Source organism: Kitasatospora sp. GAS1066B (assembly GCF_041262605.1).
Classification (GTDB): domain Bacteria; phylum Actinomycetota; class Actinomycetes; order Streptomycetales; family Streptomycetaceae; genus Kitasatospora.
Map to the genome: position 1 here is coordinate 126,462 of NZ_JBGCCO010000014.1, position 17,285 is coordinate 143,746.

The window sequence follows — 17,285 nt, forward strand, 5'->3', positions numbered from 1 at the left end:
GCCCGGCACCCGGACGCGCCGAACTCCCGGACGCACCGGACGAGTAGAGAGAGGACGCCCCCATGCCGCAGCAGCCGCAGCAGGCCGTCACCGCGCCGCTCGAGGAGGGCTGGTTCGCCGCGCCCGTGGCCGCGTTGGCCGCTCCGCTGCTCGCCGAGCTGGACCGCAGGCTGTCGGCGCTGACCGGGCTCGCGGCCGAGGAGCGGCAGGTGCTGAGTACGGCCCTGCGCACCGCCCTGTCGCGGTCCCTGCAGCTCAAACTGAACCGGGTCTTCCTGCTGGAGCTCCGGGTCGCCGCGCTGGCGGGCGAGTTGCCGGGCGTGGACGAACGGGCCCGGTGGAGCGGCTACTTGGAGCGTGCCGTCACCGCCGAGTACTTGGACGGGCTGCGCGGCAGGTACCCCGTCCTGCACGAGCGGGCCCTGGCGGCCGGTCGGCTGCAGCTGGACGCCGGACTCACGCTGGCACGCCGTCTGCTGCGCGACCGGGTGGCGATCGGGGAGTTGCTGGGCCGCCCGCCGGGGCCGCTGCGCGAGCTCGAACTGGGCGCCGGCGACCAGCACCGGGGCGGGCACGCGGTGGCCCGGGTGCGGTTCGCCGGCGGCACGGTGATGTACAAGCCGCGGTCGCTGCAGGTCGACGCGGCCCTGCGGGACTTCCTGGCCGCCGTGCTCCCGGACGGCCTGGCCGCCCCGATCCACGTACCCGCTGTGCTGACCCTGGTGGACGGCGAGCCGACCCGGGTGGCGGACGGGTCGACTCGGGTGGACGCCGACGCCGAGCACTACGGCTGGGCCGGATACGTCGAGCACGAGTACTGCCGCGACGAGGCCGAGCTGGCCATGTTCTACCGGAACCTGGGCCACTGGCTGGCCGTGATGCGCCTGGTCGGCGGCACCGACCTGCACGCCGAGAACCTGCTCGCGCACGGTCCGGTGCCGATCGTGGTGGACGCCGAGAGCCTGTTCACCCCCGACCCGCCCACCGAGCCCAGCGGGCGCGGCGACGCGGTCGACCTGGCCGCGCGCACGGTGCGGACCACCGTGCTGCGCACCGGCATCCTGCCGATGCGCCTGGACGGCTACACCCTGGCCGGTGTGGACCTGTCGGCGGCCGGCGGCCTGCCGGGACAGCAGCCGCGGATCCCGATGCCGGTGATCGTGGACGGCGGGCGCGACACCGCCCGGATGGAACTCACCGCCGTCGAGGTCCGGGCCGCCCGCAACCACCCGAGCCCCGCGCCGGTGCTGGCCCGCCACTGGCAGCAGGTGCTGACCGGCTTCGCGGAGATCACCGAGCAGCTGCGCCGCCTCGACGAGAAGGGCGAACTGCGCTCCGCCCTCGAGCGGTTCGACGGCTGCGAGGTGCGCGTCATCCGCCGTCCCACCCAGGCGTACATGGAGATCGGCCGGATGCTCTGGCACCCGGCCTCGCTGCACGACCCGGCCGCCGCGCTGGAGCGGGCCCGGGACATCCTGACCCGTAACGCGCGGGGCAATCCGGTCGCGCCCCGCGAAGCCGCCGAGATCGAGGCGGAGATCGGCGACCTGCTCCGCGGCGACGTGCCGGTCTTCACCAGCCTGGTCGATCCGGCCACGCTGCACGCGGCGCTGGCCGACTGGCGCGCGGCCGACCTCGCGCTGGAGCAGGAGGTGATCCGCGGGGCCCTGGTCGGCGCCTATCTGAACGAACGTCAGCTCCCGTCCCGGACGCCGAAACCGGCCAGCTCGCCGCACGCCCGCCAGGCCGAGGAGCGCCGACGGCGGCTGGCCGCCGAGGCGGTCCGGACGATCGGCGCCGCCGCGGTGCGGGGCCGGGACGGTACGGCCACCTGGATCAGCCCGGTGCTCACCGACGTCGGCTGGTCGATCCGGCCGCTCACCGCCGACCTCTACAGCGGGCAGGGCGGCGTGGTCCTCGCGCTGGCCCAGTACCGGCAGGAGCAGGCGGCCGGGCGGGCCGACCCGGTCGAGGGCCTCGAAGAGCTGCTCCGGGGCGCCATGCGGGTGCTCGCCGCCACCGAGGAGCAGCTGCCCACCCGGCAGATCGGCGGCTTCACCGGGCTCGCCTCGCAGCTCTGGACCTGGTCCACGCTGCACGAACTCCTCGGCGAGGAGTGGCTGCTGGACCGGGCGCAGGCCAGGGCCGGGCTGCTGGACGCGCAGCGGATCGCCGAGGACCGGGCGTTGGACGTGCTCGGCGGCGCGGCCGGCGCCATCGTGCCGCTGCTGGGGCTGGCCGAGCGCACCGGCGCGGAGCGCTGGCTGGCGAGCGCCGCCGAGGCGGGGCGGCACCTGGAGCGGACGGCCGTGCTGGACGAGCGGGGGGCGCACTGGCCGACCGCCCTCTTCCCGTCGGCCGTCGGCGGCTTCGCGCACGGCGCCACGGGCATGGGCTGGGCGCTGGCCAGGCTCGCACTCAGCCCGGCCGGGTCGCCTGCGGACCGCGAGTGCTGGCAGCAACTCTCGCTGCGGGCTTTCGACTTCGAGGAATCGCTGTACTCGCCGGCGGCGGGCGCCTGGGCCGATCTGCGGGAGACCAGCGGGGTCGACTTCGCCACCGCCTGGTGCCACGGCGCCACCGGCATCGGCCTGGCCGCCGCCGACCTGTACCGGCGCACCGGCGACCTGGCCCACTGGGAGACCGCCCGGCGTTCGGCCCCCGCAGTGCTGCGCGAGGGCTTCGGCTGGACCCACACCCTGTGCCACGGCGACCTGGGCCTGTGGGAGCTGCTGGCGGCCCTGCGCGGGTGCTCGCCCTCGGCCGCGCCGCCGGCGGGCCCCGACCGCGAGGGTGCCGATGCCGAACTGCTCAGCGGCCTGGAGGAGCACGGCGCGATCGGCGGCCTGGCCAGGGAGGCGTTCTCGCCCGGCCTGCTGCCGGGCCTGGCCGGCGTCGTCCACCTGCTGCTGCGGATGCACCCGGAGCAGCGCCTGGCCTCCCCGCTGCTGCTCGGCCGGGCCGGCGACTGAACCGGGCGGGGGTGGCGGCGCGCTGAAGCGCGCCACCCTCCCGGTCCGTCCACCGGAAGGAAAAGCTCGTTGGGAGCTGAACAGGGACATTCCGGCACCCCGGAAGTCGCGGTACGAGACCGTAAGGTCACCCGATCCACCCGAGAAATAACCATTCCCTTCCGGTTTCCTGCTGACTCTGTCCAGGATTCCGGAAGGGCCCTAGGCTGCCCGCGTGTCGATCTTTCGAGCGTTTCGGAGTTCCCGGCCGCGCCTGCTCCCGGAGCTCGATGACGTCAAACTCGGCCGGGTACGCCGGCAACTCGATTCCCCCGCGATGCCCGGACTGAACGAGATTCAGATCGACCAGGTCGAGCGGATCATCGCGGAGGCCGGGTCGGACTGGGACCGTCGCGCGCACCGCTGCGCCGTGCTCGCGGAGGCCGCCGCGCCCTCGCGGCTCGCCCGCTCCTGGCGGCAGCGGCAGCCGGGCAGCGCGGACGCGCTGGTCTTCGATGCCTGGGTCGAGCTGGTACGCGGCCGCCACGAGGGCGTCATGACGGAAGCCGACGCCGACGCCTGCGCCGACAGCTGCTACCGCGCCGCGGACAGCAGGCCCGAGGACCCGACGCCCTGGGTGGTCCTGCTCGGGATACTGCGACTGCTGCGGGCCGACGCGCAGCGGCTGTTCGAGGTCTGGCACGAGGTGGCCGCCCGCGATCCCTGGCACCGCGAGGCCCATCTGCAGATGCTGCACTACCTCTCACCCGAGGAGTGCGGCTCGCGCAGCCGGCAGCTGGACTTCCTGGACGCGGTCCGCGCCGGGGTCCCCGCGACGGCGCCCGCCGTGGGCATCGAGCTGACCGCACTGGTCGAGGAGCACGAGCGCATCACCGCCCGCGGCGGCGTCGAGGCCCTGCTGGCCCGGGGCCAGTGGGCGCACGCCCGCGCGTCCGCCGCCCTCGAGCGCGCCGTCACCGACTGGCCCCGCCCCGGCCGGCTCCAGCACGCCGCCGCCCTCGCGGACCTCAACATGCTCGCCTACGCCCTGGTCCAGGCCGGCCGCGTGCGGGAGGCGACGGCCACCTTCGAGCTGATCGGCGAGACGGTCACCCCGTGGCCCTGGGGCCTGGACGGCGATCCGCTGCAGCAGTTCGGCTACTGGCAGGCGAAGGCGCTGCGCTGACCGGCCCGCTGACCGGCGGCTCGGCCGCTGCTGCCTTGCTCGCCTGCTGAACCCATGTCACGGGCGACCCAGGCCTCGTGGCCGGGACCCGGAAGCAACGCGCCGGGCGAGTTCTCTGGCGGTTGGGGCCCACAAGGAGTAACGTTCTGGTTAAGCAGTCGTGGTTCCGAAGTTCTCGCCCGCGGTGATACGCCGTGGGCGTTTTTGCTGTCCAGCGCCTCTCCGGACCAAGTCGATCATCTCCGGGCCCGCATCCCCGCGGGACCCGTTCCGTTCCCCTTGAAGGAGAAACGCATGGCTACCGGCACCGTGAAGTGGTTCAACGCGGAAAAGGGCTTCGGCTTCATCGAGCAGGATGGTGGCGGCGCTGACGTGTTCGCCCACTACTCGAACATCGACGCCCAGGGCTTCCGCGAGCTGCAGGAGGGCCAGAAGGTGACCTTCGACGTCACCCAGGGCCAGAAGGGCCCGCAGGCGGAGCACATCCGCCCGGCCTGACCCGCAGCGCACGCCCGAGCGCCCCGCACCGGAGACGGTGCGGGGCGCTCGGCGTTTGCGGCAGCCGGGCAACTGGCCTGACCGTCAGGAGGACTGCTCTCCTGCCAGCAGTCCGGTAGCCGAGCGCCGCAGCCGGTCGGTCGTGAGCAGCGCGGCGATGTCGCTGGTCAGGGCGGTGGAGATGTCCGACCCGAGCCTGTTCCACCCGAAAAGACGGGCCACTTCACGGATCAGCTCGCCGTCACTAATGCCGGGGGAGTCCGACACCAGGTGCTGGACCGCTTGCTGCCGCTCGGTCGGCGGGATCTGTCCGACCTTGCGAAGGCAGCCCTCGACCGGGGTGCGCACGCGGCTCTGCTCAGCCTGCGGGAGATCGGTGAACCCGCCTGCATGGACGGCCAGGCCCGACCGGCAGAGGAACGCCAGCGCGCCGAAGACGTTGTCCCTGATCCGGGCGCCGGCCCGCTGGATGTCCCAGGCCGTCCGGACACGAAGAAGCAGGAGGTCCTCGTGGATGGGGGCCTCATAGGTGAGAACTCGGCTGATCACATCCGCGATCGGCCGCTGTACGGCGGACAGGTGGAGTTCGACGCCGGTCACCCCGTACCGCTCGCACAGCTCGCGCCGCAGGTGGCGGAGCTCCGCGGTGCTGGTCATGACGTACGGCCTGGTCCAATTCGGCGGGCTGACGGACGTGGTGGGTTCCGGTCGCTTGCTCTCCTGCAGCGGCTCCATGGGCTTGTCCGCAGGCAGCCGAGTGGCAGCGGCCGAAGACCGCATGGCGGGCCCGGCGTGCTGTGTCGCCCCGGACTCCTCGGCAAGGTCGCCGCTGCTCCTGGCGAATGGGTCGGTGGAGATTGACCGTTCGACGGCCTCCCGCAACCGCTCCTCGGCCAGTGGCCGGTTGCGGTACCAGTCGGTGCCCCAGATCCGGTGCAGTTCCCAGCCCAAGCCGCGCAGGACGTTCTCGCGCAGTCGGTCGCGGTCCCGGGCCGCGCGGGACGAGTGGTACATCGCGCCGTCGCACTCGATGCCCAATGAATAGCTCCCGGGGGCAGCCGGGTGCCGAACGCCCAGGTCGATGCGGTAGCCGGCGACGCCCACCTGGGGCTGGACCTGGTATCCCCAGGAACGGAGCGTCCCGAGCACCTCATCCTCGAAGGGACTCTCGGTCTCGGCCCCGGGGTCCGCGGCTGTGCCGGCCAGGACGCTCGGACCGAACTCGGCGTACTGCAGATACTCCTTCAGCCGCTGGACGCTCAGGTTCGAGCTGTCCGGCAGTTCGCCGCCGTGGAAGGACGCCACCACCTCCACGCGACGACGCGCCCGGGTGGCGGCCACGTTGAGTCGTCGCCAGCCGCCCTCCTTGTTGATCGGGCCGAAGTTGGTCGCCAACTTGCCGTGCTCGTCGCGCCCGTACCCGACCGAGAGGATCATCACATCGCGTTCGTCGCCCTGGACGGATTCCAGATTCTTGACGAAGAAGCCGTCCAGGCGGTCCTCGGTCAGCCGGGAGACCAGGTCGGGCCGCTCGATCAGGGCCTGCTGGACCTGCTCCTCGATCGCCTGCGCCTGGGTCTGCGAGAGTGCGACGACGCCGACGCTCAGTTCGGGGCGGGTATCGAAGTGATGTACCACCCGCTCGGCGACCAGAGCGGCCTCGACCCGATTGTCACGCCGTCCGCCACGGTCGTAGGTTCCGTCGGATTTGAAGAAGGCGATGCCGATGTCCTCGCCGCGCTCGTGTGCGCCAGGGAAGGTGACCATGGAGCCTTGGTAGAACCGCCGGTTGCTGAAGGCGATCAGATCCTCGTGCCGACTGCGGTAGTGCCAGCGGAGTGACAAGCGGCTGATCATCCCGGTTCCCGCGCACGCGGAGAGGATCGACTCGTAGTCGTCCGGTTGGTCCTCGGCCCACTCGTCGTCGCCGTCGGCGCCCGAGGCGAAGAACGCCGTGGGCGGCAGCTGCTTCTCATCGCCGGCGACGATCAGCGCGTCGCCGCGATAGATGCAGTTCACCGCATCCTGTGGCAGCACCTGGGACGCCTCGTCGAAGATCACCACATCGAACTTGTACTCCGGCGGCAGTAACTGGCTGACCGTCAGTGGGCTCATCATCATGCATGGCTTGATCAGTGGCACCACCTCGCGACAGCGGGCGAGAAGCTCGCGGACCGGCATGTGCCGACGCTTCTTCTGTGCCTCGTTGCGGATGATGTTGGCCTGGCCCAGATCGGTTCGCACCGGGCGGCGCGCCTCGCACGCTGCAGCGACCGAGGCACGGGAGCGCTCGACGAGCCGTTGGTCGGCCTGCTGGAACCGGGCCACCAGAGCGTCTCGCTCCGTTCCGCGCTCCGGGCGCAGCCGCCGGTCGGTCGTCAGCAGGTGCTCCACCCACTGCTGCAACAGTGCGCGTTCGGTCGCCGCCGGCAGTAGATCGCCCGCCAGGCCCCGGTCCAGCAACTGGGTGGCCGCCTCGCCAAGGCCCGCGCGCTGCATGATCCGTCTGCCTCTGACATGGGTGAACAGCTGGTCGCGGCCATCGGCGTCGGCGAGCAGCGCCGCCATGGTGCCGGCCGCCGTGTCGTACGAGCCCTGGAAGATCTGATGCAGCTGCTCGGCCCGAACCTCGTCGAAGCAGTCGATCAGGTCGTCGCACGCCTGCTCCCAGGCCAGGGCGCGGCGCCGTACGGCCGGATCGCCCCGCAAGCCGCACAGGGTGTGCGCTGCTGCAGCACTGAACGGCGTCGGTTGTCCCGACCCGGCAAGCAGCAGGGTGTCTCGAACCCAGGCGGCGCCGGCCCGCGCTGCCGCTATATCGGTCCGGTCCGATGCGTACAGCCCGGCGAGCAGGGCGCGATCGGCGGTCTCGTGAGCGTGGAACCCGGCCTCCAACTCCAGCGCACTGCGCACTGCTCGCTTCGCCGCGCGAGCCTGACCGAGAGTCATCTCCTGCTCAGCCGTCCTGGTAGCCGACCGGCAGGCCTCAACCTCACGGATCTCGCTGATCACCGCTTGCAGAGTCGGGAGATGGGCTCGCAGCCACTGGGCAGCCTGGTCGAGGGGCAGCTGGTCCACGGCAGGATCCACGCCGCTGTCCGCAGTTGCCAGGGCCAGCCCGCGCCACCAGGTGAGGTCCGCGTGGACGGCCTCAGCCTGCGCCGCGAGGGCCGCGTTCGGCTCGGTGCCGTGGGCGAGTTGGCCGGCCAGGCAAGCTCGCCGGACTGGATCCCCGACTGCCTCCGGTGCCAGCGCCTGCAGCAACTCCGCCAGGTCGAGGGCGGACCCCAGCGCCGCGAAGTCGGTGTCCTCTCCGGCCAGGTACGGACCCAGCACGGTCTGCGCGTCGCGAACCACTGCCTCCAGATCCTGCTGCGTGGCTCGCCAGCGGACCGCGAGCCCCAGTGCACCGTGGAGGCTCTTGTGCCAACGGCCGGACGTGGTCCAGCTGGTCACCAGCTTGCGATCCGCGCGTGCCTGGCCGGACAGCAGGGAGCCGAGTCCGTTCCCGTGGGTCTCGAAACGCGCGACGACCTCCGTCAGCTCGCCAGCGGTGAGTACCTGCACCCCGAAGACCGCAGAAGCGGCTGCGCGTGCCGTTCTGAGGTTCTCGATCGCTGTCGACAGTTGCTCGGCCCAGGCGCGGGCTTCCGTCGGAAAGCCCGGCGAGAGCCAGGCAGCCAAGGGGCGATGAACCGCCGTGCCAAGCCTGGCCACTGCGCACAGCCGCAGTGCGGAACTCGCGTCGCGCGGCGGATCCAGGCCGAGCAATGCCGCGTGGCCGCGCAGGACGGTCTCGTGGCCGGCCAGCATCTCGGCGGTCGTGGCGAAGGTGTCCCGGCGGGCCTCGGCCTGTCGGCCGGTCAGCGTGGACGGGTCCGCGGCAGCAGGGGAGAGCGTGGTCAGTGCGCCGTAGGCCTCCGGAACCGGCCGACTACTCGAGTCACCGAGAACACGCCAGTCGCTTCCGGCGGCGCCGGCGGCGGCAGCCCGAGCCGCCTCGAGCAGAGCGAGTCGGCTGCCGAACGCATCCAGCGGAGCGGCCACCGCTTCCTCGAAGTCAGCGGCGCACAGCCAGTGTTCCGGCATTGCCGGCCGGTCCTCGGTGTGTTCGAGCAAGCTGAGCAACACAGCGAGTTCGGTACTGTCCGTGATCGACCAGCCGCTGCGAAGCAACTCCGGATAGCGCCCCGCAGCCGCCTGGAGCGCTGACAGCGCGGCAGCAGCCTGCTCCAGTAGGACCTGCGGGTGCCCGCTGTTGACTCGCAGGCCGCGCCACGCGAACGACTCGCCCTCCAGCGTGACCCGCCAGGAGGCCGCAAGATCCTTGGCTGCTTCCAGTATCGAACGCAGCGTCGCATCGTCCATTGTGTTCGGATCGATCGCGTCAGGGACCGCCGCAGCGTCGGCTCTGCTGTCCGGCAGCAGCACGACGGCTTCGGAGAGCTGTGCGAGCCGGCCGAGGATGTCGTGCAGGGAACGTCCGAGCGGCTGTCGGACGTCGTTCATCGCGGATGCGTAGTCCGACAGGCCCTCACGCAGCAACTGCGTCTCGCTGAGCACATGGGCGGGGAGCGTCGCTGCCGGACTCCGGCGATCGAGTGCCCGGCCGAGCTCGGCGGCGACCGCCTGCCGGTTCGTGGTTCGACTGTGCAGCGCGAGCGCGTAGTTGTCCAGCCCGACCGACTTGAGTCGGTTCAGTACCACGTCGAGGGCTGCGGCCTTCTCACTGACGAAGAGCACGCTGCGCCCGGCGTGCATCAGACCGGCGATCATGTTGGTGATCGTCTGGCTCTTTCCGGTGCCGGGCGGCCCGTCGAGGATGAAGGACCGGCCGTCGAGCGCGGCAGCGACCGCCTGTCGCTGGGACGCATCGGCGTCCAGGACCAGTTGGGCCTGCTCCGGCGGGTGCAATCGGTCGATCTGCTCCTCGGCGGTCGGCTCGAAGAAGAACCGGTCCGAGGGGACGACCGGCCGCGAACCAGCGGCGATGGTCCGCACCAGGTCGTGGGCGATCAGCAGGTGCTCGTTCTCCTTCAGATCCTGATACATCGCCTCCTTGTGAGAGATGAAGGGGGCGAGCACCACGCGGTCGCTCAACTGCCAACCGGGGCGGGCAGCGAGTGAGTCCTGGCAGATTTCCAGTAGTTTGGGCAGGTCCAGCGGGTCCACCGCCGAGACAGCGGACCAGTCGATACCGAACTGCTCGAACTTCAGAGGCAGGGCGGGGTTGTGCGCGGGCTCTCCGTCGGAGGTGCGGCGTAGCCTGAACGTCCCGGCCGCGGTCTGCTCCAACTCGACGGGAATCAGTGCGAGTGGCGCCGCACAGGTGGCGGCGCCCGAGTCCTCGCGCCAGTCGACGAAGCCCACAGCGAGTTGGAGCGTCCAGATTCCGAAGTCGTTGAAGGCCGCGACGGAGTCGGCGCGAAGCCTACGCAGCGCACGATCGAGAGCGGCTGAGGTCCTGCGCTGGGTGACCAGCCCATCCAGGGCCGTAGCTGTCCCGGCGACAGGTTCCTCGGGGGCGAGGACGGCCGGCAGGAGCTCCGGCTCGGATACTGCCGCCTGGTCCGGCATGGGCGCGAATGCCCACCCACCACCGAGACCTGCCAGCACCTCTGTGGCGCCCGGCTGTTCGATCTCAATGGTGCCCACCCGGGTGTGCCGGAAGTTCAGCAGCCGGCTGCGACCCGTCAGATCGACGAGGGAGTCACGCCAACCGTGGAGCGTTCTACGTAGGCGCTGGTCCTCAGACTCGGAATCCCCGTACCGGCTCCCGCCCAGTGACACGTGCGCCCGCCCTTCGACCACTCCCGCACTGACCCCACGGGCCGGATAGTACCGTTCCGCGCTCGACTCCGGCGGCGCTCGCCACAGACTGGCCAGCCAGCGAGTCTCCTGCGCCGGACGCGGGCCGATCAGCTGTGCGCCTGCGGTCGGCCACCCTGCGTGACTGGCGGAAGAGATCGCCGCCGGGTCTGCGGCGCGCCTGGCGCTTGCTGGTGCCGGAGCAGCGCTCTCAGGAGCTCGGTCGCAGGCCCAGGCGTTCGGCGGCGGTGTTGCCGCGGCGGCTGATCGGGGCGGCGCCGGTGGCTGCGGCGAGGCCGTGTGGGGGCATGTTGACGTAGATCGTCTCGTAGGCGCCGGCCGGGACGAGGTAGGTCTCGTGCCAGATGCCGACCTTGCCGTGGCCGGCGCGCACCCGGCGGTTGAACTCGGTCCAGGCCGGGCGGTGCTTGTGGTCCTGGGCGGTGGCGTAGGCGAGCAGCTTCTCGTGCGACTCCCAGTACTGGATGACCTCGAGGTCCCGGGGGGAGCCCAGGCGCAGCCGACCGCCCAGCATTCCGCTGTCCGGGTCGGCGGCCAGCTCGCGGAGCATCCCTGGCATCGCCTTGACGGTGGGCCACCAGCTGCGCAGGGCACGGAAGTTGTTGATCCGCATGCCGATGTGGAAGACGACCGTGCCGCCCTCGGCGGCAGCGGTGATACGGCCGGGAATGGGTGCTGCAGACATGGAGGTGCCTCCTTGGCGATCCTGTGCCGTGCATAGGAGAGCGGCGCTATCCTTATAAGATAGTGACACTCTCCTAGGATGGGATGCAAGAGGATGCGGTTGGCGGAACTCAGTGAACGGAGCGGCGTCCCGGTCGCCACGATCAAGTACTACCTGCGCGAGCAACTGCTGCCCCCGGGTGTGCGGATCACCGCCAAGCAGGCCGACTACGGCGAGGAGCACCTGCGCCGGCTGCGGCTGGTGCGGGCGCTGATCCAGATCGGTCGGGTGCCCGTCGCCACCGCCCGTGAGGTGCTGGCCGCCATCCAGGATGAGAGCCAGGGCCAGCACGCGCGGCTCGGCACGGCCGTCGGCGCGCTGCGGGCCGGCCCGCAGCCCGATCCCGACGATCCGGCCACCGCGGCCGCCCGGCGCGAGGCCGACAAGCTGCTCACCTCGCTGGGCTGGGAGTACGGCATGGTGGACGACTATCCGCCGTACCGGACGCTGGTGGCCGCGCTCGCCGCGCTCGCCCGGCTCGGCTACCCGTACGACACCGGGCACCTGCTGCCCTACGCCCGTGCGGCGGAGGCCCTGGCGGTGTGCGACCTGGACCTGGTCGAGGAGTACGAGAGCGCGCTGGAGCAGGTGGAGGCGGCGGTGGCGCTCACGGTGCTCTACGAACCGGTGCTGCTGAGCCTGCGCCGATTCATGCAGGTGCAGGAGTCGGAGCGCCGCTTCGTCACCGGGCGCCAGGGCGGCTGACCGGGGCGGGGCCGGGGCGGGTGGCCGGGGGTGGGTGGCCGTGCGGGCGGCCCCGGTCAACAGTCCGGGGCCGCCGTCAGTTGTCAGCTGCAGTCGCAGCAATCACAGCAATCGCAGCAGTCACAGTCACAGTCGCAGCTGTCGCAGCCGTCGCAGCCGTCACAGCCCTGGCAACAGTCGCAGCCGTCGCAGTCGCAGTCCAGGCCGTGCCGGTCGCACCAGCCCTCGGTGGGCTCGCGGGTCCACGGGTTCTTGTGGTCGCAGCAGAGCAACTGGCAGGTGCAGGCCATCAGGGCCCACATCGCGCAGCCGGCCAGCGCGGAGCGCCGTGGCGGGCGGTTCCCACCGCCGCCCGGACCGTGTCCGCCGCCAGGGCCGCCCGGCCACTGCGGCCCGCCAGGGCCGCCCGCTCCGAACGGTGGCTGCTGGTACGGGTTCTGCGGCTGCCCGTACTGCTGCCCGTACTGCTGCCCGTACTGCGGCGGGTGCGGCTGCTGCTGGTACGGGTTCGGCGGCTGGTCCTGGTGGGGCCCCGGGTACGGCGCGTGGAGCGCCGGGCCCCGGAAGACCCGGTCCACCGCGCGGCCGGTCTCGTGCGCCAGCAGCACATGGGTCAGTGCGCGGTCGGTGAACTCGACCTCGCGCAGGGCCAGCCGGATGCCGCGCACCGCGTCGCGGCAGAGCCGCTCGGCCTCGGCCCGGTCGGTGCCGGTGGCGGTGAGCGGGTTCCAGGCCCCGGTGGCGGCGTCCTCCTCCTGATCCTCGACGGCATCCAGCAGGTGGGCGAGCCGCCCGAACAGCCGACCGGCCTCGGCCAGCGCCTCGGCGTTCTGCGGCCGGCCGGCCAGCACCGCCGTATGCGCGAACGCCGCCGAGGTCGCGCTCTCGGTCGGCTCGGTGACCAGCAGCACCGCGCTGCCCGGCGCCGCGCCGCGTTCCAGCTCGACCTGCCGGGCGGCAGCGGTCAGCAGCACCCCGGTGTCGAAGCCCACGGCCGAGCCGCTCCCCGCACTCTGCCGATCCCAGCGCCGAGCCACCGCCCGCGCGCCGAGCGCCACCGGCCGCCGGGCGAACAGGCCGTCGCCGTCCGCCACATGGTCCCGTACCTTCACCGAGGCGAGCGCCAGCGACACCGAGGCCGCCAACCGGGCCCCCTCGCCCCGCGCCACCTCGGCGGTCCGCATCCCGCGCAGCGGACACGGCCCGGCGGTCCGCCGCCCCGACCGGTCATCGGCCGGGCGCTGCGCCTCGACCAGCACCGAGATGATCAACCCGTCGTAGTTGGTTGCGGTACGCGCGAGTTGCCCGTGGTCGTCCCGCAGCGCGAGACAGAGACCACAGAGATGAGCCATCCAGGAGGCCCGCAGCCGATCCGACAGATGGTGGCTGCACGGCCTGATGATTCCGAACACGATCCCCCTCGTGAGCAGGGGTCCTGACGACCCGAGCTGATCGTCCGGAATCTTACGACCCGACAGTCCGACTGATGGGAGAGGGGGCGGAGAGTCGTGCCGCCCCAAACCCCCAAGCCCGCTGCGTTGCCCGCGCAGCCATTCGACGGTGGCCGGACTCTAACGGATCGCGGCGGCGCCCTTGACGGCCACCCGATCGGACGGTCGCCCCGACACCAGCTCGCGGAGCTTGGCCCTGGTCTCGGCATCCGTCGAGTAGACGACCGTGCCGATCATCCCCCGGGTGAGCAGAACCTTGTAGGTGTTCCGAATCAGGCGGTTGATGTCGGCATCGCTCGTGGACTTCCGGAAGACCGGGTCCTTGGACGCCGTCCGGTCGGTGACCCAGCGGTCGGTGCGCCAGACCAGGTCGGGGCCGAGGATGACGCCACTCCAGTCGTACTCGAAGCCCTGGGCGGTGTACACGCAGCCGACTTGGCCGAACCCGGCCGGATCGGTTGCCCACAGTGCGGCCGGCGGTGCCCCTGCGACCGAGCGGTCGCCGAAGACGTTCCACGGCCGGGCCCAGTCCCCGATCCGCACGTCCTCGGGGAGCGGCTCCCCTGCGGCGATCTTCTTCGTCCACTTCCAGCAGTAGTCGGCCGATATCCGGGCGCTGTAGCCCTCTTCCCGGCGCGCGGCGAGCGACTCCTCCAACTCCCACGGACTGTCGACGACCTCGAGGAGCACCTTGTCATCCGGCTCCCAGACCACTGGTCCGCCCGCATCGAGGCCCAGCAGCCGCACCACCCAGCGCAGGTAGGCGTCGCTGCCACCACAGCGGAACTGGCTGTCCAGTTCGACCAGTTGGCAGTCCAAGCCCTTCGCGGCGGCGGCAGCCCGGATCTGTGCCACGGTGCCCATCTCGCCGGGCCGCACCACCTGATGTTCGTCCAACAGGAACACAGGCACCCTGGCGGCATCGATCAGTTCATCGATCTGGGGCCTACCGGTGCGCTGCGCGGCCTGGGTGTAGCGGTTCGCCGAGGTCTCGCGGATGCGGTGGGCCTCATCGCAGATCAGGACGTCGAGGCCGTTGCGGTCGGCCGCCATGAAGCTGTTGAAGTACTTGAACAACTCCTGGACCTCACGCTTGCGTGCCCCGGCCACCCGGCGCATGGTCGTGGTGAACGAGTTGGACCCGGTCGCGTGCAAAGCCGTGACGCCGCGTCGATAGAGCTCTCCCAGGAGCGACAGTGCGATGACGCTCTTCCCGGTACCGGGCCCACCGGTGATGACGATCACCTCCTTGTGGTCGGCCTGTTGCGCCCGGCGTACTGCCCGCAATACCGTTTCGTATGCAACCCGCTGTTCATCCAGCAGGACGAACTGCTCGCGTTCGCGGACCTCTTCGGCGGCGACTGCCATGAGTTGCCTGGACGGCCCGACCTTTCCGGCAAGCAACTGGTCAGCGGCCTGCGCGCCGGAGACCGGCTTGAGCTTCGACCGGAGGTACTGGATGAACTCGCCGCGACGATCGCCGGTGAACATGCGGCCACGCTCGTTCTGCTCCACGTCGTACAGACCGTTGACGTCGAACTCGGTCGCGTTGTGAAGGTAGGCCACTCCTGACACCCGCTCCGGGTACGCGGCCAGCGCTCCGTTGAACGAGACGAGGTAGTCGCAGTAGCCGCGGACCTGCTCGATGGGATTCAGGACGGCCCGGCCGTACGCCTCGACCCGGCAGAGCAACGGGTCGCCGTCGTCCGGCAGCGCGCGGCTCCACTGCTTGAGTTCGACCACGACATAGGACGGCTCATCGGTGGTGGGATGGACTCCCGCGAGCACGACATCGGCGCGCTTGCTGTTGAGCGGGAGGGAGTACTCGAGCAGCACCTCCACCATGCCGAGCCCGGCGTCCAACAGCGCGTTCGTCAGGACCGGGATACTCGACTCCCAGGAACGGACCTCGGCGGGGCCCGGCCGCCGGCCGTGCTTGTGGACGAACTGGTCGATGAGGCGCAGCGACAGTGATCCAGCCAGCTTCTCGGCGGCGACCGCGGACGCGGAGTCGCGGAACAGCAAGACATGCTCCCAGACAGCACGAAGTGACTCGTGCGGGTGGGGGCATGTCCCTGAAGGGAAGCCCGGCGGGCCGCGCTGATGACGGTACGAACCATACCGTCAGGGCAGGTGAGCCGGTGCTCGATTGCTGCCGAGACGTTGATCAAGCTGTCGGCCCCCGTCCGTGCTCTGCCCGTGCGTCAGCTCGCGGCGGGTTCGATCGCCAGTGCGTGGTGGAACACGTTGCGCGGGTCCCAGCGGGCCTTCACCTGCTGCAGGCGTGGGTAGTTGGCTTTGTAGTAGAGGGTGGACCACGGCACGCCGGAGGTGTTCCAGGTCGGGTCGGCCAGGTCGACGTCCGGGTAGTTGATGTACGCGCCGTCGCTGACCTCGCCGGGGAGCGGGACGCCGCCGGTGTCGCGGTAGACGTCGCGGTAGAAGGCGCGGATCCAGGCGAGGTTGGCGGCGTCGTCGGACTCGTCGGCCCAGAAGGTGTGGTAGACCGCCTTCATCACCGAGTCGCGCTGGGCGACGGCGGTCGCGTCGGGCGCCACGGTGTCGACCTGGCCGCCGTAGCCGACGAGCAGCATGCCGCTGGTCGGGCCGCCGGTGGAGTTCGTCAAGTGACGGTAGATCGTCGCTAGTTGGCGGTCGCTGAAGGAGCGGCGCAGATAGCCGGCCTTCTCCTTGTAGCGGCGGGTGACCACGTCGCCGGGTTCTCCGCTGCCCGGCCAGGTGGTCAGGTGCAGCCATGGGAAGGCCCGCCGGGCGTTGAGGGTCGGGGTGAGGCCGGTGTCGGCGGTCACGGCGGCGACGAAGTCGGTCACCAACTGGTCCGCGCCGGGCAGGTCGGCGTCGATCTGGACGGTCATCTGGAAGCCGCCGGCGCTGCGGTGGGCCGGGATGAGGATGGCGTACAGGTTGGCGGACGGTGAGTCGGGGGCGCTGTTGCGCTCGTGCCAGCGGCCGAAGTTGCGCAGCAGCGTGGTGAAGGCCCGCTCGGTCATCTGCTCGTCCCACGCCCAGCCGACCAGGCACTTCAGCAACTCCCTGGGCGCGGTGGGCAGCAGCCGGGCAGGGTCGTCGCCGGTGGCGCCGGGGGAGCGCAGCCAGTAGCGGGTGACCACCCCGAAGTTCCCGCCGCCACCGCCGGTGTGCGCCCACCAGAGGTCGCGGTTCGGGTCGTCGGGTTCGCGGGTGGCCGTCACGGTGCGGGCGGTGCCGTCCCGGTCGACCACCACCACCTCCACGCCGTACAGGTGGTCCACCAGCGAGCCGTACCGCCGCGACAGCGGCCCGTACCCGCCGCCTGCGAAGTGCCCGCCGGCGCCGACCTCCGGGCAGCCGCCCGCCGGGATCGTCACACCCCATCCCTTGAACAGCGTCCGGTACACCTGTCCGAGCGTGGCCCCCGGCTGCACCGCGAACGCGCGCCGCGTGGCGTCGTAGCCGACCGCGTCCAGCGGTGACAGGTCGAGCAGCAGGCGGACCGCCGGGTCGGCGGTGAAGTTCTCGAAGCAGTGCCCGCCGCTGCGCACCGCGATCCGCCGCCCGGAGCGCACCGCCTCCGCGACCGCCTGCACCACCTGCTCGGTCGACCCGACCACCCGGATCTCGTCCGGCCGGCCGACGAAGCGGAAGTTGTTGCCGCGCAGCAGGCTCTCGTAGCGGGAGTCGCCCGGCCGGACCGTCACCGGTCCGAACGCCGTGGGCTCGGGCGCAGTCGGGCGGGCGGCGGCGGTAGCGGTAGCGGTTGCAGCGGCGGCGGATCCGGCCGCCAGCAGGCCGGTCAGCGCTGCGGTCGCACCGCCGGTGGCCACCGCACCGGCGGCGGCGAGCAGTCCGCGTCGGTCCACCGAGGTCGAGGCTTGGGAGTCGGTCGTCATGGCAGCAGCATGCGGCCGCAGACAAGTGATGGTCCGTCAGGCAGGCCGCCG

9 protein-coding genes are annotated in these 17,285 nt (G+C 71.4%); 4 read left to right on the plus strand and 5 right to left on the minus strand.

All coding sequences use genetic code 11. The annotated features are described in order from the left end of the window. Positions 1-62: 62 nt before the first annotated feature. From ABH937_RS17865 to ABH937_RS17875, 3 genes are all read left to right on the plus strand, one after another. Entirely contained in the window at positions 63-2,972 is a 2,910-nt protein-coding gene (locus ABH937_RS17865) for a type 2 lanthipeptide synthetase LanM family protein (protein WP_370218772.1), read from the plus strand. 214 nt (positions 2,973-3,186) lie between these two features. Next, a complete protein-coding gene (locus tag ABH937_RS17870; protein ID WP_280690176.1) occupies positions 3,187-4,137 on the plus strand; it encodes a hypothetical protein in 951 nt (316 codons plus the stop codon). Positions 4,138-4,431: 294 nt separating this feature from the next. After that, entirely contained in the window at positions 4,432-4,635 is a 204-nt protein-coding gene (locus ABH937_RS17875) for a cold-shock protein (RefSeq protein ID WP_184941582.1), read from the plus strand. An 84-nt stretch (positions 4,636-4,719) separates the two neighbouring features. Here ABH937_RS17875 and ABH937_RS17880 read toward each other — a convergent pair whose 3' ends face one another. Together ABH937_RS17880 and ABH937_RS17885 are read right to left on the minus strand one after the other, a co-directional pair. Then, positions 4,720-10,446 (minus strand): DUF3320 domain-containing protein, encoded by a 5,727-nt coding sequence (locus ABH937_RS17880; protein ID WP_370218773.1) that lies wholly within the window; start codon positions 10,444-10,446, stop codon positions 4,720-4,722. 208 nt (positions 10,447-10,654) lie between these two features. Beyond that, positions 10,655-11,149, minus strand: coding sequence for a DUF4188 domain-containing protein (locus tag ABH937_RS17885; RefSeq protein WP_370218774.1), 495 nt, complete (start codon positions 11,147-11,149; stop codon positions 10,655-10,657). Between the two features lie 93 nt (positions 11,150-11,242). On the opposite strand from ABH937_RS17885, the gene ABH937_RS17890 reads away from it, so the two are divergent. Beyond that, positions 11,243-11,893: a MerR family transcriptional regulator gene (locus ABH937_RS17890; protein ID WP_370218828.1), complete on the plus strand. Its 651-nt coding sequence runs from the start codon at positions 11,243-11,245 to the stop codon at positions 11,891-11,893. Positions 11,894-11,976: 83 nt separating this feature from the next. Here ABH937_RS17890 and ABH937_RS17895 read toward each other — a convergent pair whose 3' ends face one another. From ABH937_RS17895 to ABH937_RS17905, 3 genes are all read right to left on the minus strand, one after another. Next, positions 11,977-13,305, minus strand: coding sequence for a DUF5685 family protein (locus tag ABH937_RS17895; RefSeq protein ID WP_370218775.1), 1,329 nt, complete (start codon positions 13,303-13,305; stop codon positions 11,977-11,979). 159 nt (positions 13,306-13,464) lie between these two features. Next, positions 13,465-15,369 carry a DNA/RNA helicase domain-containing protein gene (locus tag ABH937_RS17900; RefSeq protein ID WP_370218776.1) on the minus strand — a complete coding sequence of 635 codons (1,905 nt, stop codon included), beginning with the start codon at positions 15,367-15,369 and terminating at the stop codon, positions 13,465-13,467. A gap of 179 nt (positions 15,370-15,548) precedes the next feature. Next, entirely contained in the window at positions 15,549-17,234 is a 1,686-nt protein-coding gene (locus ABH937_RS17905; protein ID WP_370218777.1) for an FAD-binding oxidoreductase, read from the minus strand. Positions 17,235-17,285 lie beyond the last annotated feature (51 nt).

Coding starts and splice junctions, on each gene's coding strand:
- ABH937_RS17865 (WP_370218772.1), top strand. CDS start 63: ATGCCGCAGCAGCCGCAGCAGGCCGTCACCGCGCCGCTCGAGGAGGGC.
- ABH937_RS17875 (WP_184941582.1), top strand. CDS start 4,432: ATGGCTACCGGCACCGTGAAGTGGTTCAACGCGGAAAAGGGCTTCGGC.
- ABH937_RS17885 (WP_370218774.1), bottom strand. CDS start 11,149: ATGTCTGCAGCACCCATTCCCGGCCGTATCACCGCTGCCGCCGAGGGC.
- ABH937_RS17890 (WP_370218828.1), top strand. CDS start 11,243: ATGCGGTTGGCGGAACTCAGTGAACGGAGCGGCGTCCCGGTCGCCACG.
- ABH937_RS17905 (WP_370218777.1), bottom strand. CDS start 17,234: ATGACGACCGACTCCCAAGCCTCGACCTCGGTGGACCGACGCGGACTG.